Here is a 26,472-nt window from a genome sequence, read left to right as displayed (position 1 = left end):
CCAATTAACCGTTGGCGAACAGTGAACCTCCGGCATGAAATGTTGCGCAGATACGCCGCGCAACATTTCATGCCGAAAACGGCTTTCGTGCAAGAGGCTTGCAAATCAACTCATCCAAAACCAGAAGGCAGCAGAGCGATCGCTCTGCTGCCTTCTAGCAGTTGGCCTTGATGAGTCAGCGCTAAAGGTAGCCATGCTCAGCCAAAAAGTCCGACGAGACCGCCATGCCGCCGGGTACGAGCAGGTCTTCTAACTGTGCTACCGAATCGCTATGGGGGCGATCGCCCAACCGCAAAAACTTCTCCACGTATTTGCCCAACACATCCCCTTCCAAATTCACCGCATCTCCAGGCTGGAGCAAGCTCAAATTTGTTTCGGCATAGGTGAGGGGAATCACCGCCACCATAAACTCACTGCCCGAAGCATTGCAGTCGGCCACCGTCAGGCTAATGCCATTAATCGCGATACTGCCCTTCGACACGATGTACCGCGATACTTTGGAATCGGCAACCCGAAACCGCATTTGCCAAGAGGTGGCATCCGCCACGGCTGACTCCAAATAGCCCAAACCATCGACATGGCCCGTGACAAAATGGCCTCCCAGCTTGCTACCCACCCGAAGCGAGGGTTCTAAATTGACGGGTCGGTTGCCAACCATGCTGCGACCCAAAGTTGAGCGCTCCAAGGTTTCGGGGGAGGCATCGGCTACAAACCCGTTGCTGCGGATTTGAACCACCGTGAGGCATACCCCATCGACCGACACACTATCGCCCAATTCCAACCCGGTGAGAATGCGCTCTGCCCAGCGATCGCACTGCACCAAAAGCTCATGGCCACTGATGCGCTGCAACGTCCCTGTTGTTTGAATTAAGCCTGTAAACACAAGTCAACTGTTGAGGAGGATGATTTGATTGTAATCAACCGGGGGTCTACAAAATCGACCCAAACCCTAGAAACGACAACCACAAGATTGAGAACACCGCCTATCCTGGAAATACAGCGATCGCTCCAGGCCACAGCATTCAAATAGGCTTAGCAAGTTTTGACAAGTCTTAGTCAAACTTTCAGATTTTTTCGGGTGCATCCTGTCGAGAACAGGGCATACTGGAGTTCAAGCCTGAGACCCCTTAGCGCTCTTTCAAAAGCGCTGTTTCAAAAGAAAAATATTAGGACGGCTCAGGCACTCACCCCTCTCAAGGATAGAGATAGAAAACCCGGAAAGCAGTACATAGGTACTTAAACCGATCGCACTTCCAAACGGCAAACGCTAGGATATGTGAACTTGGTTTTGTGTTACATCCTGAGTCCGTGCCCGTGTGTATGTAAGAACACTAAGAAAGCCCTCGTTCTTAGAGACAATTGTTACGCTGTATCCGTAATTGCTGGTCATTCCTATTACACTACAACTAACCAATTGGGTTCCATGTCTGTTCGCTCATTGGATTCTAGAGGCTAAGCAATGATTGAGATGAAGGTCGCCGGAATTGCCCTAGAGGCAGCAACCCGCAGCCCCATTGTGCTGTTGCGAGATTCCACCGAACGTCGGCAGCTACCCATCTATATCGGCCAAGATCAAGCTCGGGCGATTATTAGCGCGCTGGAAGGGCAAACTCCACCTCGCCCTCTCACTCACGACTTGATCGTCAATATTTTCGATGAAATGGAGCTGGCACTGGAGCGGGTTGTCATTCATTCCCTTCAAGACAGCACTTTTTACGCTATTTTGACGGTGCGCCAAGGTGAAACTCGCAAAGAAATCGATGCTCGCCCCAGCGATGCGATCGCCATTGCCCTGCGGACTCGCAGCCCCATTTGGGTGATGGAAGAGGTCATTGCCGACGCATCGGTGCCCGTCGATCGCGATGCGGATGAGGCCGAACGCCAAGCATTTCGCGATTTTCTGAATGATTTGCGCCCGTCGGACTTTACCCAAAAAGGCAAATCCAAAAGCAGCGAGAGCTAAGCCCAACATCAAAACTTTGGGGGTTGTCTTCTGGGATAGAGCATCGTAGCCTGACAGGCTCATGGATATCCTTGAAGACACACTCCCACGTATGTATGTTGACGCGTCGCTTTGGCAAAACCAATCTATCTTTGTCGGTATTTTCGTTAGGAACCATGCGGTGCCTTGCCTCCCAAGAGGCCGCGATCGCCGTTGTGGAACGGGCTCTATCGCTTGGCATCAACCACTTTGAAACGGCCAGAGGCTACGGCCAAAGTGAAGTTTTTTTAGGAGCCGCGCTGCGATCGCTCTCGGTTCCCCGCGATCAAGTTTGCATCACGACCAAAATTTCGCCCACGCCCAACCCCGCTGCCATTACCCAAGCCATTGATGAATCTTTGGCACGGTTAGGGTTGGATTATGTGGATTGCTTTGCAATTCATGGGATCAATACCAAGGAGCATTTGAGCTGGGTTGCCGCCCCCAATGGCTGTATGGCGGCAGTACAGCAGGCGATCGCTCAGGGCAAGGTGCGTCATGTCGGCTTTTCTACCCATGCGCCGCTAGAGGTGATTTTGGAGGCGATCGCCACACAGCAATTTTCCTTTATCAATCTGCATTACTACTATTTTCAACAGCGAAATGCCGCCGCAATAGACCTAGCCCACCAGCACGATATGGGCGTGTTCATCATCTCCCCTGCTGATAAGGGCGGAATGCTGTACACGCCGCCAGAGCGCTTGCAGCAGCTGTGTGCCCCGTTCGATCCGCTGACGCTCACCTATCGTTTTTTGCTGAGCGATCCTCGCATCCACACGCTCAGCATTGGCCCAGCCGTCGCAGCGGAACTAGAGCCTGTGCAACCAGTCATGCACTCGGGCAATCCGTTAACTCAGCAAGAGCAAGCCGTTTTTGCCAAGCTCACTCAACATTGCCAAACGGTATTGGGTACGGAACAGTGCAGCCAGTGCTTTAAATGTTTGCCCTGCCCCGTGGAGATTAATATCCCTGAGGTGCTACGCCTTCGGAACTTGGCGATCGCCTACGACATGACGACCTATGGCAAGTACCGATATGGCATGTTTGAGAATGCAGGCCATTGGTTTCCTGGCAACCGGGGCGATCGCTGCACCGACTGTGGCGACTGTTTGCCGCGCTGCCCCGAAGGGCTCAATATTCCAACCCTCTTGCGCGATACTCACCATCGGCTCAGTGGCCCCGCTCGCCGTCGCCTCTGGGGTTGAGATTATGACCTACGCTAATTCATCCGAAAAACCAGAGGATTCAGTGATGTTTGAAGCGCTAAGCGCTTCAAACATCATTCAACTGCGCAGACCCTGATGGAGCTAAAAAAACATCAATCTTGGGAAGGCCAAATTCAGAAAAAATTTAAGCTTTGTCAGGTGCCCCGTATACCTCAAGATATAAAGTCCTGATAAGTTTTCTATCTTACGACACTGCCCAGGGGGGGGATGCTAACCTATGAAAAAGAAACGAGCCTATCCGCTCTTAACATTAGAACATCGCGCTGCGAGACACATTGCATGGTTGCTACCCCCGAAAAACTGCAAGAATCTACCCTTCATTCAGCAGCAGGCGATCGCATCGCTGTATTGCTCATGGGCTATGGTGAAGTCGAAAGCTACGAAGACTTTGCAAACTACAACGAACAAGCGCTGAACCTGCTCACCGCCAAGTTCGCCCCAGTGCCGTTGTGGCTGTATCCCCCCCTGGCAAAATTGTTGGCCGTTTTTGACCTGCACGAATGGCAACACCAGCACGACCACTTCATTTCTCCGCACAATGCCATCTTTGAGCAGCAGCGCGAGGGAATTGAGCAGAATCTTCAGGCCAAGTGGGGCAAAAAGGTCAAAGTCTTCAAAGCCTTCAACTTCTGTGCGCCATTCCTGCCGGAGCAAGTGCTGGAGCAAATCCAATCCGAAGGGTTCGACAAGATTCTGATCTACCCCCTGCTGGTGGTCGATTCCATCTTTACCAGCGGCATTGCCGTAGAGCAGGTAAACAAAGCCCTAGCCCACATGTATGAAGGCACCGAGCATTGGGTTAAGGGAATGCGCTACATTCCTTCGTTTTACAACGAGCCTGAGTACATTGACCTGATGGCCAAAATGGTCGAGGAAAAGATCCAGAAGGATTTGGCCGTGGCTCACTTGCCATCCCAAACAGGCATCATCCTCATGAACCACGGTTGCCCCCACAAGGCTAAGGGCTTCACTTCAGGAATTGACGAAAGCCAAGCGCTGTATGAGCGAGTGCGCGAAAAGCTGATTCATCGCTATCCCCTAATTTCGGTGGGCTGGCTCAATCACCAAACGCCGCTGATTGAGTGGACGCAGCCCAACGCCGATCTGGCCGCCCGCAACCTAATTGACCTGGGAGCCACGGCGCTGGTGTTTATGCCCATCGGCTTTGCCACCGAAAACCACGAAACCCTACTGGACGTCGATCACATCATCCACGGGCTACGACGCAAGCACCCCGAAGTCACCTATGTGCAAATGCCCTGCGTCAACGACCGTCCCGAGTTTTTGCACATGGCAGCTCACTGGGCCGATGCGCAAATTGCAGCGCTCTTGGAAGAAACGGCCCTGTCGGTCAATCCCCAAATGGCAGCGGTGCAAGCTCAAACCCACAGCCACGATCACGGTCACCATCATGACCATGGGCACCATCACCATAGCGATCATGGCCACGATGGTCACCACCACAGCCATAGTGGGCATCATCATTAAGCGTGTAAAAGCGCGTCAGATGAATAGCCCGATTTCCTCATTCAGGAAATCGGGCTTTTTGCGAATCATGCGTAGAACTCACATTACGCGAACACAGCTTCGGGAACTGCACCCTGCATGCGGTTGAGCCAGTCAATCAGGTTATCGAGCTGGAGTTCGGCGCTGAGGGCCGCAAGACCGCGCACCGTGACCTTACCCGGCGTGTAAACAAACCGCGTTTGCAAATGGGTCGGCAGTTTTTCCCTCATCAGGTTCCAGGCGGGTTCTTCCATCGGCGTTTCAAGCACCACATGCTGCTTGTTTTCGGGTTTGATACGAGCAAAGCCAAGTTTCTTCGCAACTTGCTTTAGCTCCATGACCCGAATCAGCTGGAGAGCCGCTGATGGAATGGTGCCGTAGCGATCGCTCCAATCTGCCGCAATCTGGGTCAACTCCTGCCGGGTTTGAGCGGTAGCCACGGCCCGGTAGGCGCTCATCTTTTGATCCAGATCGGGGATGTAATCGGCGGGGATGAAGGCGGTGACGTTCAGGTCGATCTGGGTGTCGTCCACCTGCGGAATCTCCTGACCGCGAATTTCGCGAATGGCTTCCTCCAACATTTCCATGTACAGGTCAAAGCCGATCGCATCCATTTGGCCGGATTGCTCTGCACCCAGCAAATTTCCCACGCCGCGAATTTCCATATCGCGCATGGCCAGCTGATAGCCCGAACCCAAATGGGTAAATTCCTGAATGGCTCGTAGGCGGCGGCGGGCCACTTCCGTAAGCTGCGACTGCTTGGGATAGAACAGCCACGCATGGGCCTGAATACCCGCACGTCCGACTCGGCCCCGCAACTGGTACAGCTGCGACAGCCCGAACTTTTGCGCATCCTCAATCAAAATCGTGTTGACTCGGGGAATATCCAGCCCCGACTCAATGATGGTGGTACAGACCAAAATTTCTGCTTCGCCGTTGTTGAAGGTGAGCATGGTGGCCTCTAGTTCACCCTCCTGCATTTGACCGTGGGCGATCGCAATTCGGGCCGAGGGAATCATTTCCCGCAGCTTGAAAGTAACTTCTTCGATCCCCTCCACGCGTGGCACCACGTAAAACACCTGGCCACCTCGATCCAACTCTTGCCGAATCGCCGTACGCACCATTTCGGGATCGTAGGGCGACAAGTGAGTTTTAATCGGACGACGGGACGGAGGCGGCGTGGTAATCAGGCTCATCTCGCGTACGCCCGACAGTGCCATGTACAGCGTCCGGGGAATGGGCGTGGCGCTGAGGGTTAGCACATCCACCTGAGTGCGCAACGTTTTAATTTTTTCCTTCTGGTTCACGCCAAACCGCTGCTCCTCATCCACCACGAGCAGACCCAGATCTTTAAACTGTACGCCTTTGCCCAATAGCTGGTGCGTTCCCACTACCACATCCAACTCGCCCGTTTGCAACCGCTTGAGGATATCCTGCCGTTCGGATGCGGAACGAAAGCGGTTGAGCAAGCCTACCTGAATGGGATAGGGCGCAAATCGCTCTTTTAGCGTGTGGTAGTGCTGCTGCGTCAGGATGGTGGTAGGAGCTAGCAACGCGACTTGTTTCCCGGCGGTGATCGCTTTGAAAACGGCGCGAATCGCCACTTCGGTTTTGCCAAAGCCCACGTCGCCACACACTAACCGATCCATTGGGCGCGAGCTTTCCATATCCCGCTTCACATCCTGAATGGCCTTGAGCTGGTCGGTGGTGGGCTGGTAGGGGAAGGAATCTTCCATTTCCTCCTGCCAGGGCATATCTAGCGGATAGGAAAACCCCTCTTGCTGCGATCGCTGCGCGTAGAGTTGCAGCAGATCGAACGCCACCTTCTTGACGGCCTTGCGAACTTTGTTCTTGGTGCGTTCCCAGGCTTTGCCCGTCATTTTGTTGAGTTCGGGCTTGGCCTCGCCCACACCCCGAAAGCGCGACAGAGAATTCAGCTGATCCGCAGCGACCCGCAGCAGTCCGTCTGCGTACTGGATGACCAGATACTCGCGGGTTTCGTTGTTGAGCACCAGGCTTTCTAGCTTGATGAACTTGCCCACCCCGTGGTTTTTGTGGACGACGAAATCGCCCGGTTGCAGCTTATTAGGGTCTACCTGCTTGGAGGCGGCGCGGCGGCGTTTGCGTACGTAGCTGGGGGTTGCCAGCGTGTGCTGCCCAAAGAATTCTCGGTCGGTGATGACCACCAGGCGGAACGTGGGCAGGATGAAGCCTTCTAGCTCCGCCAGCCCCGTGTACTTCACCGCGGTGGGCACCTTTTGGGACTGCAACCGATCGATCGCCGGGTAGTCGTGGGGATTGGGCACGAACTGAGCAGGACAGTCATGCTCTTGCAGCAGGGCCACCGATCGCGACGGTTGGGCTGATACCAGCCAAATTGCAAAGCTGCGATCGCGCTCCTCCCGAATCAGCTCTGCCAGCTTGCCAAACTGGTGCGGCATCGATGGCACCGGACGGCTCGACAGGTTCAGACCCCTTCCCGCCTCCGATAGCTCCGATAGCAACAGCCGCTCAAACGCTTCCGTTGCCTGAAGCGAATCGGCAAACGAACGGTGCGTAGGCGGCGGAAATGCTGTCCCCTGACTCACTTCCTGCCAATGTTCCTCGGCATGGTCACACCAGCGATCGCCATGGGCACTGCACTGGTTTTCCTCATCAATGGCGACCAGAGTATTGGCTGGCAGGTAGTCCAAGATGGAGGCTGGTTGGTCGAACGCCAATCCTAAAAAGCGCCGCATGCCATCTGGGACTATGCCCTCCTGCCAGCGCTCCCGATCCTCATCGGACAAATATTGGCTCACCTGCTCCCGCTGCTCGGGGGTAAAGGCGCTGGTAATCATGGGGCCGAAGCCGGTGGCCGTCAGCAGCAATTGGGGAATGCTATCGAGCGATCGCTGGCTGGCTGGGTCAAATTCCCGAATCTTGTCTAGCTCATCCCCAAACAGTTCCAACCGAACAGGCAGCTCTGCCGATACGGGGAACACGTCGATAATGTCCCCTCGACGGCTCCACTGGCCTTCCGTTTCCACGAGGGATACCCGCTCATAGCCCAAATCAGCCAACTGCCGACTAAAGGCTTCTAAATCCAGCTCCATCCCCTTGGTCAAAGACAAGCAGTAGGGACGAAATGCCTGCGTTGGGGGTAAGTGCGGTTGTAGCGCCCGCTCTGTGGTGACAATCGCCATAGATGCAGGTTCGGCACCCTGGCTCTTGATCAAATCGGCCAATACTTGCAGTTGGCCCCAGGTCATTTCCGACTCTGGATCAAACGGTTCGTAGGGCGATGCCTCAGAGGTGGGATAGAAGTGCACCGTTTGCCAGCCCATCGCGTCGAGTTGGGCGGTCCAGCGTCCGGCATCTTCCAGGGTGGCAGTCACAACGAGCATGGGGCGCTGTTGGACCTGCGCCAAGGTCGAGGCCACCAATCCCTTGGGGATGCGGGCAATGCCATTGAGTTCGAGCGATCGCTGTTGAGCCAGCTTCGTTATCAGTTCTTGAGTCAGGGGCGATCGCCCCATTGCCCGCACAATCGAAGAAAACGCCATAGGTGCTAAACCCGACTCGGCTATCGCCTGTCACAAATACATCCTTATTGATTCTAAAGGCTTTAACTCAGCTCGTTGGCTCGTTCCACAGGTAGAGCCGAATCATAGCCACCTGGCATCTGCTCCACCAACTCCATCGCACCCATCGCACCCATCGCACTGGGCCAGCCCTCAAAATTCCTTATGCAAAGATTTTGTAACGTATCAAACCAGCCCGTAGCCGTCGCTTCAACCCACATCCACGACACGTCTACAAAGAGGCAGATCAGCGAAAGCCCAAATCCTTTATATAGTGGATGCTAAGTCATGGTTCTTGCTGCATGTCCACGATCGCGCTCGAAGTATTCATTGTTCTCCTGTTGATTTTGGCAAATGCTGTATTTGTCCTATCCGAAATGGCCGTCGTTTCGGCTCGCAAAGCCCGCCTCCAGGAAATGGCAGAACGGGGCAATCTCAAAGCCGAAGCTGCACTGTCCTTAGCCAATGAGCCCAATCACTTTTTGTCAACGGTGCAAATTGGCATTACGCTCATCGGCATTTTGACGGGAACCTTTGGCGGGGCAACGATCGCCGCTCCCCTAGCCGAGATCATGAGGCAAGTGCCGCAGCTCGCTCGATACAGCCAAGCGATCGCCATTGCCCTTGTGGTCATTAGCATTACTTACTTCACGCTGATCATTGGCGAATTAGTGCCCAAGCGCTTGGCCCTTCGCAGTCCTGAGCGTATTGCTGCCAGCATCGCCCAGCCCATGAGTGTTTTATCCTCGGTAGCTTATCCGGTTGTGAAACTGTTGAGCTGGTCAACCGATACCGTGCTGAAACTGCTGGGCATCGAGTCGCATCATACCGACCCCATGGTGACCGAAGATGAAATTAAAGTGCTCATTCGCCAGGGCACCGAAGCTGGCATGTTTGAAGAAGCCGAGCAAGACATGGTCGAGCGAGTGTTTCACCTGGGAGATCAATCAGCCAGCAGCCTCATGACTCCTCGCTTAGATGTGGTGTGGCTAGATCTCAACGACTCGGATGACGAGAACCGCCGCAAGATTATTGAACATGGGCACACGCGCTTTCCCGTTTGCCAGGGGTCGCTGGATACGGTGCTGGGCATTGTTCACATCACGGATTTAATCTCACTCACCCTAACCAACCAACCCATCAACTTTGTCGATTGCTTGCGGCAGCCGCTCTACATTCCCGAGAGTACTCCCGCACTCAAAATTTTGGAGCTGTTTAAGCAGTCGGGAACTCACATGGCGATCGCCGTGGATGAGTATGGCGTGATTCAGGGTGTCGTCACTCTCAACGACGTGATGGAAATCATTATGGGCGACCTGCCCTTTATCGATCACAACTTCGAATCGCCCATGATTCAGCGCGACGACGGCTCCTGGCTGCTGGACGGCATGCTCCCCATCGATCGCCTCAAAGATCTGTTGGATTTAGAGACCCTTCCGGGAGAAGATCGCGGCACCTTTCAAACATTGGGTGGCTTCGTGGTGACTCAGTTGGGGCGCATTCCCAGCTCAGCCGACTCGTTTGAGTGGGAGGGCTTTCAGTTTGAGGTGATGGATATGGATGGCAACCGTGTGGATAAAGTTCTCTTAGCCGCCGATCATCGCATCATTCATCCCAACGGTTAACTTCTCCGTTCGCTGAGCGCCTGTTGGTGAATCGCCCGACGAGTCACTGGCGATGACAGCACAATCAACGTTGTGAGTTGGCTTTCGGTAAAGCGATCGAGCAATGCTTCTAAATGGGTGACCGATGACACGGCCACTTTGGCAATATAGTCGTCACTTCCCGTCACGCGATGACACTCCAGCACTTCGGGCATGGCCTTGAGCCGATCGGCCAAGTTGGCGAAGTTGCCTGGAGTCGCCTCAATTCGCATAAACGCGATAATGCTAAATCCCAGCTTGGAGAGATCCAGCTCGACCCGGTAGCCGGTAATGATGCCCGCCTCTTCCATACGGCGAATGCGCTCTACCACCGCAGGCGAACTAAGCCCCACCCGCCGCCCCAGCTCCCGATACGACAAACGAGCATCCTCCTGCAAGGCATCGAGCAAATCCCAACCAATATCGTCCAACAGGCGATCGCTTTCTAAAGTCATAGGGCAAAAATAACTTTCTTTTTAAAGCCTATCTCGGTTTAACCGTTCATTTACCCTTCTTAAAATCAAGGTGCAATCGTTAGCATAGAAATGTAAATGAAGGGTGTTTCCTAGACACTGTCCGCTCTTCGGGGTCATTCATAAGGAGATGCCAATGACACGCTTTAATTTTTCCTCAAAACTCACTCCTGGCTTTGATGTTTCGTCTCGCCTCTCAACGCAGCGCTCTCGGCGATCGCCCACGCGGCATTTCTGGAGCCAGTCCCTCAATCAGCTTGTTGGCTGGATGACCCAAAAACCAGAGCCAAGAGTTTGGAGAAAGCCAAACCAACAGGGGCACATGCAATGGCACGCATACGACCCTCAGAGCGATCGCTCATTTGTATGCGATACCGAAACCGAAATGCGCCGCTGGATTGAGCAAACCTACCACCAACCCAGCCCCACAGCCAAAGACTTAACACCCCTCTGGGCCAGCCTAGCTCGCTAATTCCCCCCTCACTCCCCATGCCAGCCACCTAGCTCAACCGCTGGCCCATCCACACCGAACACCCTCAATAAAAAAGCTGGAGCCTGCACAACAGCAAACTCCAGCCAGCCCCTATCACGAACTCACACAACCAAGTGTTCAGCTTGCGGCTGTTTGCGCCATTGGCAAACAGCCGCAAATTGGTTTAACCCTTCAGGATTTTCACATCATCGTAGTAAAGCACTCGCGTATTCGTGGCCGAATATGTGCCCCGTGCCCAATCCTGCTTGTAGATGCCAATCTTCAAGCCAACCGCATCGCGGTAGGGGTCACTGTTCTTGCCCTTAAAGTCAACAATTTGCTTGCCATCCTTCCAGACCTTCACAAAGCCATCATTACCCGATGAGAAGTTCACATTCATCGTAAACTCCACCCACTTTCCAGGCTCATAGGCACCTTTCCAGTAGTTGATGCGATTGACCTTGGTTGCTCCACTATCGCTAAACCAGGCACCCTCCAACACAAACTCACCATTGCGTGTGACCAATGCCATGCTTGGCGAAGTCCACTTGCCATTTACTGCACCCTGCCACTGAGCAATGTGCTCTTGGCTTGGGTCTTTGGAATAGCTGGTAGGTAGCTGAAGCTTAAACGTGTACCAGTGAGAACCCGACAGAGTATTCAAACCATAGGTGTTGTATTCCACCCGCTTGCCCCGCGCAGCAATTGGATCATCTTTGCGCAGCTCAAATCGACCGGCACCATTTTCAACCCGGAACTGGTGAGAAGCTCCCTGTTCCTTCTTCCACTCCGACGCACTGCTGTTGCTGAAATCGCTCGAGAATAGCAGCTTGGCACTGCTGGGAATAATGCTGCTGCCCGACGATGGCTTGGAAGGAGCCACGACCGGAGGTGGTGGAGGTGTTACAGAACCACCTGTACTCCCCGTCGAACCACCAGAGCTACCAGAGCCACTGGAGCCGGAGCCACCCGAGCCCGACGAATTATCGGTTGAGCTACCATTCGATGGCAGGATATCGATATAGTCAATCCGCACGGGTTCCCCACCGTTTTCTTTGCCAATGATTTGAATGGTGGAACCCTTCTGCAAATAAACGTCTGCGGCGACCACTCTGTCGGTTTTGCTCTTGGAGGTAGCGGCCCAATCAAGCTGCTTGTCAAAGCTAAAGGTGTTGACGGTTTTGCCGTCAATTTTGACTTCTACAGAGCTAATGCCGTCGTCTTCGTCAAAATGTGAGAGAACGACTTTGTACTTGCCCGCAGCACCATTAAAGGTCGCGGTTGCTTCTCCAACCTCGTTGCTATTGCCACCCAGCAGCCCAACCAAGCTACCGCCACTGGCTGCCGAGGTTTTCTCGGTACGAAATCCCTTGAGTTGCATCGATTCAGCTTCAATGCGGGTGGCTGTTAGCGGAGAGGATGAGGTCGTGGATTTGGGGGCGATGACAGGCTGCGGTGAGGCGACAGCCTGAGTTTTTGTCGGCACAAAGTCAACATAGTCAATCCGGGCGTGCTCTCCACTGTTCTCTTGGCCAGCCAGCTCAATGGTGTCACCAGCTTTGAGATAAACGCCTTTGGCGACCACCTTGGAGGTATAGCTCTGGGAGTTAGCTCTCCAATCCAAGTTGGCATCCATCACGGTTTTGCTGATGGTTTTGCCGTTTACTTTGGCTTCGATGGAGCCTACACCATCACTTTCATCGAAGTAGGCCAGAACGACGTCGTATGTGCCGGATGGCCCTTGAAACTTGCCTGTGGCTTTTCCAGTTTGGTTTTCTGCGCCACCGAGCAAGCTTGCCATCTTGCCGCCGCTGGCCACCGAAGATTGCTCGACCCAGTACGAGCTAAGCTTCATGTTCTCTGCTTCTAGGCGAATGGGGGAGAGAAGCGAGCTTACCGAAAATTTGCTTGAGCTCGTGCTGCTGCCTAAACCATCGGTTGAGGATGGTGTTCCTACTGTGCTATTTCCCGTCAACTCTTTGCTGCTCGCGTACAGAGAGGTACTTGAGCTTGCTTGTGGAACAGATGAAGAACTGAATTGTCCAAAGGAGTTTTCTTCGGAGCCGGAGGTTGGTTGCGATAGCAGGGCGATCGCTTGATCCACATCAGAATTGATTGAGGCACCTAATTTCGATGGATCACTTGGAAGCTTCGGAGTCAAATTATCGGTGGATATTGCTCCAATTCCAGACTGATCGATCACGGTATTTGTGTTCATATTCACAAGCCTCTGAACTAACTCCAGGCACTCACCGGAAGGCAACTTTTTTGTGTAATCTTCCGATGATTTCCAATTAAGCTTTCATGAAGTTCTGGGTTCGACCGGAGGCTTTTGTGAGCGAATCTTCAAAAGATTAGAAATTTGGTTGTAACTACGGAATTGATTTTTAAGAGCACAGATCGGCCTTATCAAAGTTCCGTATTCTTACTGTCGAATTGACCAATTTACAACCCAAAACTATTACTACAAAAGGATTACAGCCATTTTGAAAAAACTGAGATTTCGGCAAATATCCGTAGTTTGCCTTACAAAAACAGCCTTTTATTCAATACATACGGGCAAATTAGATTGAATGATTTCGAAGCGATTACTCAGAGTTAAACGTAATTTGAAAAATGACACTTTTGCATAATTAGCACCGCTTATACGTGAGGTTATCTTATTCAATCGCAAGCTCCGTAATTTCCGTATTGCGATTTTGAATCTGCCTTAAAACCGAAGAAGAACCTGAAAGGAATTGGCGGTATTTCAGAGTTCATACGGATGCACTTTGAAGCTAGCGATCGCCCAAACAAAGGGCAATTTCAAGCCTTAATTCATCTCAAGGCATCGCAACAGCAGACGAGCCAAAGCTTTGGGATACTGGGGCCTGCCAGGGCTAGCTGATTCAAGGCACAATAGAGGAATTGCGAAAGCTACGTACAACCACGGAAATTACAAGGGCAAGCATCCATGGAGCGATATTTGCGGGTATTGCGGTTGTTTTGGGGAACGGCGATCGCCGCCGAGCTAGAGTACCGCATCAACTTTGTAGTGGCGGCACTCAGTAGCCTGGGCAGCTTGTCGGGTAGCTTGTTTGGGCTGTTTTTGTTCTACCGGACAAACTATACGTTTGACGGTTGGAGCTGGGATGAGGCGCTGGTGGTGCTGGGCGTATTCACCATGTTGCAGGGATTTGCGGCTACGTTTCTTAGCCCCAACCTGAACCAAATTGTGAAGCAGGTGCAGGAAGGTACGCTGGATTTTGTGCTGCTCAAGCCCATTAGCTCGCAGTTTTGGCTATCGGCGCGCACCATATCACCCTGGGGATTTCCCGATCTATTATTTGGGGCGATCGTGCTGGGCTATGCGGGCAGTCGGCTAGACATTCCCTGGTATGCCTATTTTGCTGGGGCGGTTCCCCTCGCATTTGGGCTCATCAGTTTGTATAGTCTGTGGTTTATGTTGGGTGCGACCAGCATTTGGTTTGTCAAAATCTACAACGTTACTGAAGTGCTGCGTGGGCTCATTGAGGCGGGGCGGTTTCCGATGGTGGCTTACCCTGTGGCCTATCGCTTCTTTTTCACGTTTATTGTTCCGGTGGCGTTTCTCACATCGATTCCGGCAGAAACCCTGCTGGGTCGCACCGAGTTGACCTGGATTATCGCTGCTGCTGGATTGGCGATCGCCCTTTTCTTTGTATCTCGCACCTTTTGGAACTTTGCCCTCCGCTTTTACACCAGCGCCTCTAGCTAACCACTGCGGTATTTATCCCAACATACATATATATAGTCTTGCTCGATAGGCAGTAACTAGCTCTCGACCTGCGTAACCGTCCCACTTCGCACTTTCCTAAACAGCGAAAAACCTTGCTTCGGGGGACTTCCCCCCGTTCCCCCGCTTTCTGGGGGACTCGACTCCCCCAGCCCCCCCCGCAAGGGGTTAACCGCTCCATGCCAATCCGCCCACCGGGTTAGGGCTGGGGCGATGTACCACACGGGCGCGGATTGGGGTTTATGCCCGAGCCCTCCCGAGCCCCTAACTCCTAACCCTTTCCCCCACTCCCGACTCCCCATTTCCCACTCCCTCTCTAGCCCCTAGCCCGACCTCCACTAAAAAATAAAGAAAAACTACCAGACTAGCCTTGAGGTACCGAGAAAACGTATGGTTTTGAAAGGGTAACTTCAGCTACAAGAACCCTTGGCCAGACTATCGTTGCTAGATTTTCATTGACCCTACGCTATGTCGCAACCCACGATCGAATCTATTCTTCACGAAGGCCGCGTCTTCAATCCCCCGGCGGCGTTCTCCCAACAGGCCTACATCAAAAGTCTGGAGGAGTATCAACAGTTATTTGATCGGGCCAAGGCCAACCCCACAAAGTTTTGGGAAGATCTGGCCACCAAAGAGCTGCACTGGTTTGAGAAATGGCACACCGTACTCGATTGGCAGCCCCCATTTGCCAAATGGTTTGATGGTGGCAAGATCAACATTTCCTACAACTGTTTGGATCGGCACCTCACTACCTGGCGCAAAAACAAAGCGGCGCTGATTTGGGAGGGCGAACCGGGTGATTCTCGCACGCTCACCTATGCTCAGCTGCATCGCGAAGTTTGCCAGTTTGCTAATGTGCTCAAGCATCTGGGGGTGCAAAAGGGGGATGTGGTTGGCATTTACATGCCAATGATTCCCGAAGCAGCGATCGCCATGTTGGCCTGTGCTCGCATTGGGGCTGCTCACACGGTGGTGTTTGGGGGCTTTAGTGCCGAGGCATTGCGCGATCGCTTGATTGATGGCAAAGCAACTGCCGTCATCACCGCAGATGGTGGTTGGCGCAAAGATGCGATCGTTCCGTTAAAAGATCAGGTGGATAAAGCATTGGCTGATGGGGTCGTGCCCACCGTCAAAAATGTGCTGGTGGTAGAGCGCACCAAGCAAGGCGTACACATGGAATCGGGCCGCGACCACTGGTGGCACGAGCTGCAAAAACAGGCCTCTGCCGATTGCCCCGCCGAACCCATGAACAGCGAAGACTTGCTCTTTGTGCTGTACACCTCGGGTAGCACCGGCAAGCCCAAAGGCGTGGTTCACACCACAGGCGGCTACAACCTGTACACTCACATGACCACCAAGTGGGTCTTCGATATTCAAGATACCGACGTGTACTGGTGTACCGCCGATGTTGGCTGGATTACCGGCCACAGCTACATCGTTTACGGCCCTTTGTCCAACGGTGCCACCACGCTCATGTATGAAGGCGCACCCCGCGCATCCAATCCGGGCTGCTTTTGGGATGTGATTGAAAAGTATGGTGTAACGGTGTTTTATACCGCACCCACCGCCATTCGCGCCTTTATCAAAATGGGCGAAGAGCATCCCAATGCTCGCGATCTGTCATCGCTACGGCTATTGGGCACCGTGGGCGAACCCATCAACCCCGAAGCCTGGATGTGGTATCACCGAGTGATTGGTGGCGAGCGCTGCCCCATTGTAGATACCTGGTGGCAAACCGAAACTGGCGGCCACATGATCACGTCCCTGCCGGGTGCCGTTCCCACCAAGCCGGGTTCTGCCACGTTCCCCTTCCCTGGCATTTTGGCCGATGTGGTGGATTTGGATGGCAACTCTGTTGGGACAAACGAGGGTGGCTATTTGGTGGTGCGTCATCCCTGGCCGGGAATGATGCGCACCGTCTTTGGCGATGATGATCGTTTCCGCCGCACCTATTGGGAGCACATTGCCCCGGTAGATGGCCAATACCTCTACTTTGCCGGGGATGGCGCTCGGCGTGATGAGGATGGCTACTTCTGGATTATGGGCCGGGTCGATGACGTAATCAACGTATCGGGTCATCGCTTGGGCACGATGGAAATTGAGTCAGCGTTGGTGTCGCATCCAGCAGTGGCCGAGGCTGCGGTAGTGGGCAAGCCCGATGAACTGAAGGGTGAAGAAATTGTCGCCTTTGTCACCTTAGAAGGAACAGCCGCTCCTAACGACGACTTGGTTAAGGCACTGAAGCAACATGTAGTAGGCGAAATTGGGGCGTTGGCTCGTCCTGCCGAAATTCGCTTTAGCGATGCGCTACCCAAGACGCGCTCGGGCAAGATTATGCGGCGTTTGTTACGTAACCTGGCATCGGGGCAAGAAGTTTCGGGTGATACCTCAACGCTAGAAGACCGCTCTGTGCTGGATAAGCTGCGTGAAGGCAGCTAAACCTGCCAACTGCACACGGCTCAAGCCGATTGAACCGACCTGAGATTCGGTTAAGGGCTTTTTTGAGGTTTACGCAATGCACAAACCTCAAAAAAGTCCCATGACTGGGGCGTAACGCGCACGCAATCATGGGGCTTTCGCGTATTCAAAACTCACATTTACCACAACAGTTGCTCATAAACGAGTGCAGAAGCCATTCTTCTGTGCTCGTTTTTTTGGCTGAACATGGCGATCGCATCATCATCGCATCATCAACGTGCACCCTTATCGCAAACCAGCAATTGCCAAGCAGCAATCGGTAACCAGCACTCATCCCAAATCATATGTTGTGAAGGAGGGAGCCGGGATTGATTTTGCGTTTAAGCGTTCGATTCCTGTTCCTCTTGCAGCACTTTATCTTTGGAATCTCCCCAATAAGCGCTGATCGTCCACTCTTCGTCTTTCCCCTTATGCTCCATGCTCCATCGGTAAATCACCGACTTGGGATCAACACCAACCTCCAGGAGTTTGGCACCCATGTAATATTCCATTTGCTCTTTTTTGAGCTGCTTGTAATCTTCGGAGCGAAATCGCTCAATTTTGCGAGTTAAGTGGGCTTGGGTGTGTCGTGCCATGGGGCGATCGCCTTCGAGTAACAGTTTGAAAAAAAGATGCGCATACTTCGGTTATCGCATCGGCCAACGCCAAGCGGAGCAATGCATTGAGCAGCACTGTGCCGTTCACCCACCGCTTCAGCCCATTGGCTTAGCTCTAGTCTAGAATCTTTCACCAAGCTGTGAAAAGCCTTTCGTCCACTTCTTCCACTGCTTGAGCACATACTTATGCTGCACCAGCCCATGAGCCGCCACCAGCGTTAACAGCATGTACGCCAGCCAAAAGTGCATATCCCGCGCAAAGTCTGTCACCACAGGGTTTGTCGGGAACCAGCCGGGCAACTTGAAGAAAAACAGCGGAATCGGTCGTCCTGCGGAATTTGAGAGCCAAATTCCGCTCACAGGCACCACCAGCATCAAACCATACAGCAACGTATGCAGCAGCACATTGCGCAGCCAAGTCGTAGTTGCCTTGGGTTTGCGGTTGAAATACTTGCCGCGATAGACCTGTAGCAGTGTCAATACCCGCAACAACAACAACGCGAGGATAACCACTCCTAGAGATTTGTGCAAATTGTACATGGAACCACGAATGATGATTTCACGTGGCAACCGAGTCATCACAATACCCAGGCCATAAATTGCCAGGAAGATACCAGCCATCACCCAATGAACGCTCCAAAGGCGTTTGAATGCATGGTTCCACTGAGGCTTGGGAGATTTTGGTGACTGATGTTTGGAAGATGGAGGAAGGATAGTGTGGCTCATAGTCGGATGAATATTCAGGTGAACAGGATGGTGCTGGAGGTGAGCGATGAAGTTCACTCAAAGGCTGAATCGAAAACGTCAAACCAGGGAACATACACAAACAGCTGAATCTGGAAAATCTTGAAACCTCTAAAAGGCTCAAAACGTCCACATGGCAGACCAACTAGGGCGGAGGCAGGCGTCCCAATACTTGCAAGCGATCGCCATCTACGACGCGCATCACGACGGCTTCACCCGACTGCGGCACAATCTGGCTTAGCTCAGTAATATTGACCTGATGAGTGACCAAAACAATGACTCCCGGCGTTGCCTGGTTTTCTATCAAAAATTGGCGCAGTTGGTTGGTTTGTGGAGTGGCATTGCTGCGATCTTGGAAGAACGAATTGATCACAGGAAACGGCTCAACCCCTCCCACATCCAACAGTTCTGCGGTTTCTAAACTACGACACCACTGGCTCGATAGCACACGCGCTACCGGAATTGCGCGATCGCGCATCGCTTGCCCAAGCTGCCTCGCCTGCTGTCGTCCTTCCTCCGATAAATTGCGTTGGGTTGAGCAGTCGTTGAGCTGAAAATTGGCCGGGTCTCCAGTTCCAGGAGCGATCGCATGGCGCAACAGCAGGGCGTAGCTGCGAGTTTGGGCTTGTTGCAGCAAAGCCCACAGTTCTGCCGATGTTGCAGGAACGGGATCGGCAGAGGTGGCGGCGATCACCTGGGGAGCAGAAGCGGTAGGCTCAACCCGAGGTGAAACCTGAGGGGCAGGCGTTTGGGTCGGTGAAACAGAGGTAGATGAGGGGGATAAGTCCGCTGGCAGTCCAGCACATCCAGACAGCAAAACGGCGATCGCCAGCACAAACACACGCCCACAACTGCGCGCATCAGTCCAACCTTGAGTAGGTATAGAGCGATCGCCGACTGCCACCGATTGCTCCTTTTGATGGGATCTCAACATGAAAGCGACATAAAAGCGACTTCAACGAATGCACATTTGGACAATCGCCAAACAAGCTGAACGACATCGCCCTAAACAGACGTCTCGAATCGATGAGCGCGATCGCCCTCTTTACAAGTCTTTACATTGGCGCAAACAGTTCCCATTGTGAACAACTTTGGGCGATCGCGCAAACAAGAATTCAATTCCACCGCACCAAGCTTGCAGGGAATCGTTGGGTCGAAGCATTGTTTGGCTGCGCCCAGTCACACACTTTGTGCTGCTCGAAGTTCAGGGATTAGCCCAATTCATTCAGGCAAAAGCGATCGCACATGAGTACGCCTGTGTCAGTATTTCCATTCAAAGCGCAGCCAGAGTTGGCACAGTGGGCACAGTTGGCGCGCGTGTGAACCGTGATTTCTTTCGTGCTGTAAATGCTAATGCCTTGGCTCATAAAGCCGCGAGTTTCTAAATCGCTCAGCTCATCGCAAATGAGAATGGCATGGGTGGTGCCCAAGTGCTCCCGAAATAGGTTGATGCGCTCCAACGTTTTTCGGAAGCTGCGCTGCTCGGAGCGAACCTCTACTAGCACTCGCTGTTCGTGGCGGGCAAAACAGGGCGGTTTGTCTTGCGAATAGAAGTCTTTGTATTGCAGCGTGAGGGTACCATCGGGGTAATGCAGCGTGCGCATGGTGCGCAAAAATGGCACCGAAAAATTCCCCAACGCATCCACCACATACCACCACGAGCGATGCCATGCCTCGGTGGGGAGGTGGGTGATGTCGTCAATTTGCTGGGGAGAAAAGCCCGACTGGGCCAGCAGCGCGATCGCCTGGGCCAGCGATACATTTTGGCCCAGCGTGTAGGTTTCGGACTCGTAGCGGGTCAGCATCAGGTATTCACGCTGACGCAAATGCGGCTCGGCAGTTGCGGCCACATATTCCTCAATTTCATCGGGCGATCGCGCCAAAACGCAGTTCACCGCTTCAAACGAGATCACGCCATCTGCCGTACGGTGAGACTCCATCGGCACCCCAACCTTGGCCGATACCGAGCCCAGGCGGTGGGGCTGCGTGAGGGGCGGTGTGCAGTTGAGCAACAGCGACTTCAGAATATCTTCTTCGGCAGTTGCAAGAGCAATTTGAACGCGATCGCGTATCGAGATCACATCAGACGGCTCTTCAAACCAGCGGGTCAATGTGGCATCGAGCATAGCCAGAAAATCCCAACACGGGGCTTGGTGGTGCCATAACACCGGGGCAAGCGATGCACCAACTGATACAGGTGGTACTGATGCAGGTGGTAGCGATCGCACCGTTAACGAAATTGATGTTTGCCAGCCCTTAACGTAGCGAGGGCCGCCCAAACCTATCGAACAATCACGAACACTTTAGCGCCCGCAGCACTATGGCATGGGTCTATTATGCGGAGCTTCTTCTTATCCAGGGAACCGACTGTGCGGATTTAAGGAATTTTTGATATTTCCTTGCACTGCCTTACCCAACGTTACGTAACCGCTAAATAGCGTTACACACTCTGAGGAAATCAAATTAGAGCCCCATCCAGAGTCATGGAGCGGGCGATCGCCCCTTCCCCTGGGCAAGCAACCGCTGCAATTCGGGCTGCATATCCTCTGGAGCACTTTCCAACGCAGCTTCCAAATCCAGGCGGGCCTCTTCGGGTCGTCGTAGCGCCATATATAAGCGCGATCGCATGTAGCGCAACCGATAATCATTCGGGTCTTGCTCCAAGCCAGCCGAGGCATAGCGCAGCCCTTCGGTAGGTTGCCGTAGCTGAAATAGGGATGCCGCCAGCAACCGATGCAGCCGCAGCCGATCCGCCGGGTGCAAATCCAGCTCCAACAACGGTTTGCCACGCCGAACAAGTTGGCGAAATTTTTGCCGACTGTACTCAATCGCCAACTCTAACACCTGCGATCGCGCATCGGTTGGGGCCAACTGTCGCACTCGCTGCATGGCCTGTTGTGCCGCCTGCACCTCTTGGTGGCGCAGCAAAAAATCGACCACGTCCATATACCTCGAAGCCTCGTCAGGATGGGCGACCGCCTTGTCTCGTAGCGATCGCCATTCATCCACCACGCGGGGAGATCGCGCCAGCCGCCAGTTCAGCGCTTGTGGACTGCGATCCAGCCACCACAACCCCCACACCAATCCCACATGCGCCACCAACAACAGCCACGCATAGGGATGCGTAATCACGTTGTAAATAATGAGCCAATCTCCCCGACGCAGCAGCAGCGAAAACAGCGGATAGCCAATCAGCGCATACACCAACTGAATGCGAGCAAAGGCATAGAGAATTTCTGCCAGCGTGCGGCGTACTCGGGGAATGAACGGAACCACCACCAGGCCAACGGCAACCGACACCAAGTTGCCACTTAGGGCAATCCACCACAGCTCCATCGGACGAAAATTGCCCACCGGCAGAATATAGCCCCAAAAGAAACCCCAATAAAATTCTTGAACAATGCCGCCAACTTGCCAGGTGGCAAGGCTGTGCCCCACCTCATGCAGCAGCACTCCCAACGGCACCAGCCAAAAGAAAGCGATTTGTTGGGCCAACACTCGATCTTCTGGCGTAATGCGATCGCTCCAAAATTCTTGCCAGTTTTTTCGCAGCCGCAACAGAGCTTGAACAGCCCCCGCCAGCCCAATCAACCCAATCAGGTTAAATGATCCCGAAAAACTACTCATCAGTGAACGCATGCCCCTACAACACTGCAACCTACAGCGATCGGCCGCTCAAGCACCTCACCTGTGCCGCCCGCGAAAACACTAGCTTCACTGTACAAGGTGGAGCAGGAATGCGCCGAGGAAGAGAGGGAGGGGTTAGGGGCTAGGGGCTAGGGGCTAGGGAGGGAATGGGAAGTCGGGAGCAGGGAATCGGGAAGAGCTAGAGGGAGGGAGGGGTCGAGTGTAAGCCCCAATCCGCGCCCGTGTGGTACATCGCCCCAGCCCTAACCCAGTGGGCGGATTGGCATCATAACTAACGCAATTGGCCTCTTTTTCAGCGCTAAAACCGCGAAAAAGAGGCCAAAAATCTTAGAAATGTAATTTCCCTGCGAGCTTAAATATTGAGCCGCTGGTAAATCACATCCAAATGCTTGAGATGCTGCTGCGGATCAAAACAGGTGGCGATCGCCTCAGGCGACAAGTGCTTCGTCACCCGCTCATCCTGTTCAATCAACGCGCGAAAATCCCCATCTAGCGTATTCCACGCCGCATGAGCATTCGACTGTACAATGGCGTAAGCCTCCTCGCGGCTCAACCCCTTATCCACCAGCGCCAACAGCACCTTCTGGCTAAAGATCACCCCACCATACACATTCATATTGCGCTTCATATTTTCGGGGTACACCAGCAGATTCTTGATCAGATCTGTCGTTTCCACCAGCATGAAGTGCGTCAGAATGCAGCAATCCGGCAGTGCCACCCGCTCCACCGAGCTATGGGAAATATCGCGCTCATGCCATAGCGCCACATTCTCAATCATGGCCACCGCATGACCCCGCACAAGGCGAGCCATTCCCGTCAACCGCTCTGAACGAATGGGATTGCGCTTGTGGGGCATTGCCGAAGATCCCTTTTGCCCTTTAGCAAAGAACTCCTCAACCTCCAGCACATCCGTCCGCTGCAAGTTACGAATTTCCACCGCGAACCGCTCAATGGAGGCCGTCACCAGCGCCAATACCTGCACATAGTCGGCATGGCGATCGCGCGAGATCACCTGAGTCGAAGCCGTATCCGGTTCCAGACCCAACTTCTGGCAAGCGATCGCCTCAATGCGGGGATCCACGTTGGCATAGGTACCCACTGCACCCGAAATTTTGCCAACTGCAATTTGCTTTTGCAAACGGCACAGGCGATCGCGATGGCGCAACATTTCCGCCAGCCAACCCGCCAGCTTAAAGCCAAAGGTGATCGGTTCCGCATGAATGCCGTGCGATCGTCCCACCATAATCGTATCGCGGTGCTTTTGCGCCTGGTAGCGAATCGCCTGAATCAGGTTCTCTACATGAGTCATGATCACATCCAGGCTAGCCACCATTTGCAGCGACAGCGCCGTATCCAGCACATCCGAACTGGTCATCCCCAAGTGGATATAACGACCCGCTTCACCCACGTACTCATTCACATTGGTCAAAAAGGCGATCACATCGTGGCGGACTTCGGCTTCAATTTCCAGCACACGCGCCCGGTCAAATTTTGCCTTTGCCTTGATGGTATCGACTGCGTCTTGGGGGATGTATCCCAACTCTGCCTGGGCTTCGCAAACCGCAATCTCTACTTGCAGCCAGGTTTGCAGCTTATAGTCATCAGTCCAAAGGTTGCCCATTTCGGGCAGAGTATACCGCTCAATCAAGGCTAATCACTTAACAAAAACAACCGATACATTTTACTACTGCAAGGCAACGATTAAGGATGGGGATATCCGGGCTATGCGATTTCTCCCCCAATTTTTGATAGCGAACTTAAGGTTGCTAAGCGATTGCGCTGGCCTCACCAGTCGCTTGGAGCCAAATTTCCAGCCCTAGCCTGAGTACTCAATCAGCGGCAATTTCTTGACTAGCGATCGGCATTGCCCAACCCGTAAAATGGCTCTGAAAGCAATCAAACAGATGATGAAATTCCGATAATTCCGATTGCTGAACACCGCAGAATTTAGCCCAAAAACAGCAAAGGATGGGCAATCACCCATCCTTTGCCACCATGGTGCAACCCAGTTTTGAGTAAACACCTGCTTAGGAAACTTAGCTTTCGGCAGGAACGAATTCTAGCGAAACGCCGTTCATGCAGTAGCGTTGTCCGGTGGGGGCAGGGCCATCGGGAAAGACGTGGCCCAGGTGTCCGCCGCAAGTAGCGCAGTGAACTTCTACCCGAGTCATGAACAGAGAGCGATCGACGGTTGTGGCGATCGCCCCATCAATCGGTGCATAAAAGCTGGGCCAGCCAGTACCACTGTTAAACTTAGTTTCCGATTTAAACAGCGGCGTGCCACAGCCCGAGCACTTATAGATACCGGGTTCGTACACTTTGTCGAGCGGGCTAGTGCCAGCGCGCTCAGTACCGTGCTTGCGCAACACATGAAACTGTTCTGGGGTGAGGATTTCGCGCCACTCTTGCTCAGTTTTGTTGACTGCAAATTGTTCGTTCGACGTTGTCATATCAGTGTCAGTAGTTGAGGTTGATGGGAGAGTCGCGAATTCGGTTGAGTTAGAAGCGGCCATCTCGGTTACGAGCTTGCTCAGCAACCAGGTTCCGCCCAATACAAACGCGCTCGCCTCGAGGAGTTTTCGTCGGTTCATTGAGTGTTCTGTTACGGGCTGTAGGGGAGCGAGGTGCGAGATCGCATCTCACCTACTACAGACCTTACGTCTTCTAACTTAACGTAAGCTGTGGGGAGGATGAGAGCTGGCCGCACAATGCCGACACCCCCAACGCCCAAGCGAACCCCCAACCCAATCCCATCAATCTCTACCCCAACCCCAATCCAGTTGCCCTTGTTTGTCGGGGTAGATGTGGGCACCACAAGCACCAAAGCCTTGGTTGTGGATACGCGGGGCAATGTGATCAGCATGGCGGCTCAGGGCTACACGCTCCAAGTTCCGTATCCAGGCTGGGCCGAGCAAGAGCCCGACGCTATTTTTGCGGCAGTGGTTAAGACCGTGCGGCAGGCGGTGCAGCAAGCCAATGTCGCCTCAAGTGCGATCGCCGCCTTGGGATTTAGCACTGCTATGCACAGCCTCATCGCGGTAGACGAGCACCACCAACCGCTAACCCCTTGCCTAACCTGGGCCGATACCCGCAGTGCCGAGCAAGCCGCCCAGCTCAAGCAAACCAATGCAGCCATTACGCTCTACCACCACACCGGAACGCCCATTCACCCCATGTCGCCCCTCACCAAGCTGCTGTGGTTTCACCAACACCAGCCCGAAACGCTAGCAAAAGCAGCTAAATGGATTTCCATCAAAGAGTATATTTTGCATCGCCTGTGTGGAGCGTATGTGGTGGATTACGCCACGGCGTCGGCGTCGGGGTTGCTGCATGTGGAAGAGCGCACCTGGGATGCGATCGCTCTGGATGTGGCAGGGATTCACCGTCAGCAGCTGAGCGAGGTGGTCGCTCCAACTCATAGGTTGATTGGGCTTCAACCCGACCTAGCTAGGGTGATGGGTCTGTGTTGCGATATGCCGATTGTGGTTGGAAGTAGCGATGGAGCCTGCGCCAACATTGGGGTTGGGGCGATCGCTCCCAATACCATTTCCGTCACCATTGGCACCAGTGGAGCCGTACGGCAGTTGCGCCCAACCCCCATATTTGACGCCAACGGTCGCACCTTTTGCTATGCCGTTACCGATCACCAATGGTTGGTGGGAGGAGCCACCAACAACGGCGGGTTGGCCTTGCGCTGGTTTGGCGATCGCTTTTGTGAACCTGAGCAAATCCAGGCTCAACAGCAAAACCTTAGCGTTTATCCCCTGATCATGGCCTTAGCAGAACAAGCACCCGCTGGAGCCAATGGCTTAATTTTTCTCCCGTTTTTAACCGGAGAGCGGGCTCCCCATTGGAACGCCGATGCACGAGCAGTTCTATTCGGCCTGGCATATCACCATCGCCGTCATCATGTGGCACGTGCCGTATTAGAAGGCATTCTTTTTAGCGTGTACGATGTTGTGTCAATTTTGGTGGATGATGCCGAGCGATCTCCTCAAATTTGGGCATCAGGCGGCTTTGCTCAATCCAGCCTGTGGCGGCAAATGATGGCCGATGTCTTTGGCTATGAGGTCATCATTCCAGAAGTGTATGAAGCGAGCGGCCTGGGTGCAGCTCAGCTGGCCATGCTAGCCGTTGGAGCCATAGCCAACCTGGAGGATGGGCGATCGCCACAAAATCATGCCCATCGCCATCGCCCCACTCCAGAAGCAATGCTCATTTATCAAACGCTACACCCGATTTACCGTAGGCTATATGCCAATCTGGTGGAGGAATTTAGCGCGATCGCCCAGTTTCAAAGAACTGTTGGTTAAACCGTTGGTTTAACTAACGCAGAACTTACACAAGCCCACTAAATCTGGTGTGTTGGTGTTGTGGGGGGGGGGGGG

The 26,472-nt window shown here is 53.5% G+C and carries 21 protein-coding genes; 8 read left to right on the top strand and 13 right to left on the bottom strand.

Annotated features, from left to right (window positions below):
- Positions 1-181: 181 nt before the first annotated feature.
- The gene (gene ribE / locus ACQ4M4_RS23465) at positions 182-883 is read right to left on the bottom strand and encodes a riboflavin synthase (protein WP_430686902.1); all 702 of its coding nucleotides are present in this window, start codon (positions 881-883) and stop codon (positions 182-184) included.
- A 576-nt stretch (positions 884-1,459) separates the two neighbouring features.
- Here ribE and ACQ4M4_RS23460 point away from each other — a divergent pair.
- From ACQ4M4_RS23460 to ACQ4M4_RS23450, 3 genes are all read left to right on the top strand, one after another.
- Positions 1,460-1,963: a bifunctional nuclease family protein gene (locus ACQ4M4_RS23460; RefSeq protein ID WP_430686901.1), complete on the top strand. Its 504-nt coding sequence runs from the start codon at positions 1,460-1,462 to the stop codon at positions 1,961-1,963.
- Positions 1,964-2,058: 95 nt separating this feature from the next.
- Positions 2,059-3,186 carry an aldo/keto reductase gene (locus tag ACQ4M4_RS23455; RefSeq protein ID WP_430686900.1) on the top strand — a complete coding sequence of 376 codons (1,128 nt, stop codon included), beginning with the start codon at positions 2,059-2,061 and terminating at the stop codon, positions 3,184-3,186.
- A gap of 300 nt (positions 3,187-3,486) precedes the next feature.
- Positions 3,487-4,695 carry a ferrochelatase gene (locus ACQ4M4_RS23450; protein WP_430686899.1) on the top strand — a complete coding sequence of 403 codons (1,209 nt, stop codon included), beginning with the start codon at positions 3,487-3,489 and terminating at the stop codon, positions 4,693-4,695.
- An 83-nt stretch (positions 4,696-4,778) separates the two neighbouring features.
- Here the strand turns inward: ACQ4M4_RS23450 and mfd are convergent, their stop codons facing one another.
- Positions 4,779-8,258: a transcription-repair coupling factor gene (gene mfd, locus ACQ4M4_RS23445; protein WP_430686898.1), complete on the bottom strand. Its 3,480-nt coding sequence runs from the start codon at positions 8,256-8,258 to the stop codon at positions 4,779-4,781.
- Positions 8,259-8,320: 62 nt separating this feature from the next.
- Positions 8,321-8,506 carry a hypothetical protein gene (locus tag ACQ4M4_RS23440; RefSeq protein WP_430686897.1) on the bottom strand — a complete coding sequence of 62 codons (186 nt, stop codon included), beginning with the start codon at positions 8,504-8,506 and terminating at the stop codon, positions 8,321-8,323.
- 72 nt (positions 8,507-8,578) lie between these two features.
- Here ACQ4M4_RS23440 and ACQ4M4_RS23435 point away from each other — a divergent pair, with 72 nt between their 5' ends.
- On the top strand, positions 8,579-9,901 hold the full coding sequence (locus ACQ4M4_RS23435; RefSeq protein ID WP_430686896.1) for a hemolysin family protein: 1,323 nt from the start codon (positions 8,579-8,581) through the stop codon (positions 9,899-9,901).
- Here ACQ4M4_RS23435 and ACQ4M4_RS23430 read toward each other — a convergent pair.
- A complete protein-coding gene (locus ACQ4M4_RS23430) occupies positions 9,898-10,374 on the bottom strand; it encodes an Lrp/AsnC family transcriptional regulator (RefSeq protein WP_430686895.1) in 477 nt (158 codons plus the stop codon). The two genes, ACQ4M4_RS23435 and ACQ4M4_RS23430, sit on opposite strands and share 4 nt — an antisense overlap.
- Positions 10,375-10,528: 154 nt before the next feature.
- On the opposite strand from ACQ4M4_RS23430, the gene ACQ4M4_RS23425 reads away from it, so the two are divergent.
- Complete coding sequence (locus ACQ4M4_RS23425) at positions 10,529-10,864, top strand: hypothetical protein (protein WP_430686894.1); 336 nt, start codon at positions 10,529-10,531, stop codon at positions 10,862-10,864.
- 184 nt (positions 10,865-11,048) lie between these two features.
- Here ACQ4M4_RS23425 and ACQ4M4_RS23420 read toward each other — a convergent pair whose 3' ends face one another.
- Positions 11,049-12,719: a heparin lyase I family protein gene (locus ACQ4M4_RS23420; protein WP_430686893.1), complete on the bottom strand. Its 1,671-nt coding sequence runs from the start codon at positions 12,717-12,719 to the stop codon at positions 11,049-11,051.
- Between the two features lie 1,098 nt (positions 12,720-13,817).
- Here ACQ4M4_RS23420 and ACQ4M4_RS23415 point away from each other — a divergent pair.
- Positions 13,818-14,600: an ABC transporter permease gene (locus ACQ4M4_RS23415; protein ID WP_430686892.1), complete on the top strand. Its 783-nt coding sequence runs from the start codon at positions 13,818-13,820 to the stop codon at positions 14,598-14,600.
- A gap of 486 nt (positions 14,601-15,086) precedes the next feature.
- Positions 15,087-17,057, top strand: coding sequence for an acetate--CoA ligase (gene acs, locus ACQ4M4_RS23410; protein ID WP_430686891.1), 1,971 nt, complete (start codon positions 15,087-15,089; stop codon positions 17,055-17,057).
- Between the two features lie 359 nt (positions 17,058-17,416).
- Here the strand turns inward: acs and ACQ4M4_RS23405 are convergent, their stop codons facing one another.
- The 8 genes from ACQ4M4_RS23405 to msrB all read right to left on the bottom strand — a co-directional run bounded on the left by ACQ4M4_RS23405 (position 17,417) and on the right by msrB (position 24,534).
- Positions 17,417-17,671 carry a hypothetical protein gene (locus ACQ4M4_RS23405; RefSeq protein WP_430686890.1) on the bottom strand — a complete coding sequence of 85 codons (255 nt, stop codon included), beginning with the start codon at positions 17,669-17,671 and terminating at the stop codon, positions 17,417-17,419.
- Positions 17,644-17,826, bottom strand: a complete 183-nt coding sequence (locus tag ACQ4M4_RS23400; protein WP_430686889.1) for a hypothetical protein — start codon at positions 17,824-17,826, stop codon at positions 17,644-17,646. Before ACQ4M4_RS23400 ends, ACQ4M4_RS23405 begins: the two co-directional genes overlap by 28 nt.
- Entirely contained in the window at positions 17,813-18,313 is a 501-nt protein-coding gene (locus ACQ4M4_RS23395; RefSeq protein ID WP_430686888.1) for a cytochrome b, read from the bottom strand. Before ACQ4M4_RS23395 ends, ACQ4M4_RS23400 begins: the two co-directional genes overlap by 14 nt.
- Before the next feature lie 268 nt (positions 18,314-18,581).
- Positions 18,582-19,370 carry a histidine phosphatase family protein gene (locus ACQ4M4_RS23390; RefSeq protein ID WP_430686887.1) on the bottom strand — a complete coding sequence of 263 codons (789 nt, stop codon included), beginning with the start codon at positions 19,368-19,370 and terminating at the stop codon, positions 18,582-18,584.
- Between the two features lie 277 nt (positions 19,371-19,647).
- Complete coding sequence (locus tag ACQ4M4_RS23385; protein WP_430686886.1) at positions 19,648-20,715, bottom strand: hypothetical protein; 1,068 nt, start codon at positions 20,713-20,715, stop codon at positions 19,648-19,650.
- A gap of 202 nt (positions 20,716-20,917) precedes the next feature.
- Positions 20,918-22,063 carry a tetratricopeptide repeat protein gene (locus tag ACQ4M4_RS23380; RefSeq protein WP_430686885.1) on the bottom strand — a complete coding sequence of 382 codons (1,146 nt, stop codon included), beginning with the start codon at positions 22,061-22,063 and terminating at the stop codon, positions 20,918-20,920.
- Between the two features lie 373 nt (positions 22,064-22,436).
- Positions 22,437-23,732 (bottom strand): adenylosuccinate lyase, encoded by a 1,296-nt coding sequence (purB, locus tag ACQ4M4_RS23375; RefSeq protein WP_430686884.1) that lies wholly within the window; start codon positions 23,730-23,732, stop codon positions 22,437-22,439.
- 388 nt (positions 23,733-24,120) lie between these two features.
- Positions 24,121-24,534, bottom strand: coding sequence for a peptide-methionine (R)-S-oxide reductase MsrB (gene msrB / locus ACQ4M4_RS23370; protein WP_430686883.1), 414 nt, complete (start codon positions 24,532-24,534; stop codon positions 24,121-24,123).
- Between the two features lie 258 nt (positions 24,535-24,792).
- On the opposite strand from msrB, the gene ACQ4M4_RS23365 reads away from it, so the two are divergent.
- Complete coding sequence (locus tag ACQ4M4_RS23365) at positions 24,793-26,397, top strand: gluconokinase (RefSeq protein WP_430686882.1); 1,605 nt, start codon at positions 24,793-24,795, stop codon at positions 26,395-26,397.
- The last annotated feature ends 75 nt before the right edge of the window (positions 26,398-26,472 follow it).

This window comes from Leptolyngbya sp. AN02str (assembly GCF_050565595.1).
In the GTDB taxonomy this organism is placed as follows: domain Bacteria; phylum Cyanobacteriota; class Cyanobacteriia; order Elainellales; family Elainellaceae; genus Kaiparowitsia.
The sequence above is the reverse complement of the archived record's forward strand: the minus strand, read 5'-3'. Positions and strand labels throughout refer to the sequence as shown.